Origin of the sequence: Enterococcus sp. S183_ASV_20, from assembly GCF_018919685.1 — a bacterium.
Taxonomy (GTDB): Bacteria; Bacillota; Bacilli; order Lactobacillales; family Enterococcaceae; genus Enterococcus; species Enterococcus faecalis.
This window is the reverse complement of record NZ_JAHLRI010000115.1, coordinates 1-2,940: the sequence shown is the minus strand read 5'-3', so window position 1 is coordinate 2,940 and position 2,940 is coordinate 1. Positions and strand designations below refer to the sequence as shown.

3 protein-coding genes are annotated in these 2,940 nt (G+C 38.5%); 1 reads left to right on the top strand and 2 read right to left on the bottom strand.

Annotation, left to right across the window (positions count from 1 at the left end):
• The coding region (locus KQI94_RS15725; protein WP_216454611.1) for an ABC transporter permease at positions 1–844 on the bottom strand (844 nt) is incomplete at its 3' end.
• Positions 845–1,798: an ABC transporter ATP-binding protein gene (locus tag KQI94_RS15720; protein WP_002380081.1), complete on the bottom strand. Its 954-nt coding sequence runs from the start codon at positions 1,796–1,798 to the stop codon at positions 845–847.
• Positions 1,799–2,052: 254 nt separating this feature from the next.
• On the opposite strand from KQI94_RS15720, the gene KQI94_RS15715 reads away from it, so the two are divergent.
• A partial coding sequence (locus KQI94_RS15715) for an acyltransferase family protein (protein WP_346011724.1) occupies positions 2,053–2,940 on the top strand: 888 nt, incomplete at its 3' end.

Below are 2,940 nucleotides of genomic sequence, written 5' to 3'. Positions count from 1 at the left end.
AGGCATTATATAAAAAAGTAGTCTTGCCAAAGTTTGGCTTTAACGTCACCTGAATGTCGCTATTTTCTTCAATTAAGGCTTTATACATATTAATAATAATATCTGGTTCCGCTCCTAATTTGCCAGCAATTGTCAGCTGTTTTTCCTTTGAAGAAGTTTGTTGATTCCAGAAAAATGAACCACCTAACAAAAGGCCTAAAATAGTACCGCCAATGATTAGTCGCCGTCCATTCGCTTTTTCCAACCAATGAATTCCATAATTAAATAAGACTGCTAGTGCAGCTGATGAAAGAGCTCCAATAAAAATCAACGATAAATTATTTCGATCAATTCCTAATAAAATGAAGGTCCCTAAACCACCTGCTCCAATTAACGCCGCCAACGTGGCCGTACCAATAATTAAAACGGTAGCCGTTCGAATCCCAGAAATAATAAATGGTAACGCCATTTGTAACTCAAACTTAAACAGTTTTTCTTTTTTACTCATCCCAAATGCTTCTGCGGCTTCTTCTAACGAAGGATCAATTTCCGTCAAACCAGTATAGGTGTTTTGTAAAATTGGGAATAAGGCATAAATCACTAGCGCAACAATTGCCGGTGGTCGACCAATACCAATTAACGGAATCAGTAAGCCTAGCAAGGCTAAAGAAGGGATGGTTTGGAAAATCCCAGTCACTTGTAACAGACTTTCCGCTAACTTACGATGACTCGTTAAATAAATGGCTAAAGGAATTGCAATCAACGCAGCGAATAATAACGAGATAAAGGACAATTGCATATGCTCGATTAACGCTTGCAGATATTCTTCTTTTCGAGCGAAAAAAGTTTCAATCAGTGCTTGCATCTACTGTCCCTCGCTTTCCAACAGCTGTTCCATAAAACGAGTAATCGTTTTTGAGGTGATACACCCTAAAACTTGTTGTTTTTCTACTAAATTTGCTTTCTCTTGCGCATTAATGAGTTGGACAATCTCTTTTAAATTGGTTTCCATGAAAACAGTCGGCACTGGCTCAATCGTCTCATCCGTAGCTTCTAAAAATGCAGTCAAGTCAGCGCCACAATAGTTCGCTAGTTCTGGCGAAGATTGTTTAAAAAATTGACCGACAAAATTATTTTTCGGATGTTTTTGAATGGCTTCTGGCGTATCGACTTGAATAATTTTACCAGCGTCCATAATACAGATGCGCTCTCCTAACAATAAAGCTTCATTCATATCATGGGTCACAAAAACAATGGTACTCGCTAATTCCTGATGAAGTTCTTTCACCAAACGTTGAAGATGATGTCTTGAAATCGGATCTAGCGCGCTAAAAGGTTCATCCATTAAAATCACTTCTGGTTCGGCTGCAATGGCGCGTAAAATCCCGATACGTTGTTGTTCGCCTCCTGAAAGCGCTGCTGGCTTACGATGCAGATATTCCTCAGGATCCAGCTGAACTTTTTTCAATAGTTCAATGGTTCGCTCTCTGCGTTGCTCTTTGGGCCATTTTTTCATTTCAGGAATCAACTCAATATTTTCCGCCACGGTTAAGTTAGGAAATAAGGCAATTTGCTGAAGAACATAGCCAATTTTTAGTCGTAATTCACGTAAAGGATAATTGGTTACCGCTTGTTCATTGAGAGCCACTTCACCTGTCGTTGGCTCAATGAGCCGATTAATCATTTTCAAAGTCGTCGTTTTTCCACTACCACTCGGCCCTACTAATACAAAAAATTCGCCTTGTTGGATTGTTAAATTCACATCGGACAAAACGGCATTTTCTTGATATACTTTTGAAACATTTTGAAATTTTATCATTTATTTTCACCGCATCTTTCACTTCTTAATAAACAAAATCTTTGGAGGATCGTCACTCTTTCAGTATAATTTAAGACTAACATCCTGCCTAATTTTTTGTTTTAAGCGCAAGTATGTGGGGGCTCATTTAACGGCTGCCGGTTCGTATCTACAATTATCTACTCAATGAATGGAAAAATTGTCCTCTTCTGCCTTAAACAAAAGTGAACTGTTTTCTACTAAAAGGAGTGATCGTTATGGAAAACGACAAGTGAATTTATAAATGGGACAACGTGAAACTTTTTTTAATTTTCTTAGTGATTTTTGGGCATATTTTAGATCGTGAAGCTTCTCCTTCACGACTCATGGAAACGATCAACTTTTGGATCTATTCATTCCATATGTCGGCCTTTATTTTTGTCTCTGGACTCTTTAGTAAACATGCCATTAAACAACGAAAATATCTACGCTTACTTTCCTTTGTTTGGCTTTATCTCTTAGCGAAGTTGTTGATTACACTTGCTAATTTCGCCTTTGCAAATAAAATGAATTTTGATTTACTGAACGAAACAGGCGTTCCTTGGTACTTACTTTCCTTAGCAAGTTTCTACTTAATTACCATCTTTCTTCAGCGCGTTCAGCCGAAAATCATGTTGCCCATCATCATTGTTATCGGCTGCGCCTCAGGCTATTTGCCTGTGGAAGGTTTCTTGTCTTTAGGACGGACTCTGGGCTTCTTCCCTTTCTTCTATTGTGGCTACTTAATGGATATTCAAAAGCTACAAACCTTTTTAGATCATCGCAAAGTCAAATGGGCAGCGGTAGGCGTAATTTTAAGCTCCTTTTTATTTGTAAATAGTCAATGGTCATTGGCAACGAAATTTTGGGGCTTCTTAACTGGTTGGGCTTCCTACGCTGAAATTAGTCCGGCCTTTGAATACAGTAGTTTCATTCAGCTGTTCTTTTACGTTGCTGCAGCATTGGTGTCTCTTTCTTGGTTTGCATTATTGCCGAAACGAAAGTTACCTTTAAGCGCCCTCGGAAAAGATACCCTCTACCCTTATCTCTTGCATATGCCCTTAATTATTCTGTTGGAAAGTGGTTTGCAATTAGACACACTCTTTAAAGAATGGTTTACTTTCCGAATCCTGGCACTCTTCTTC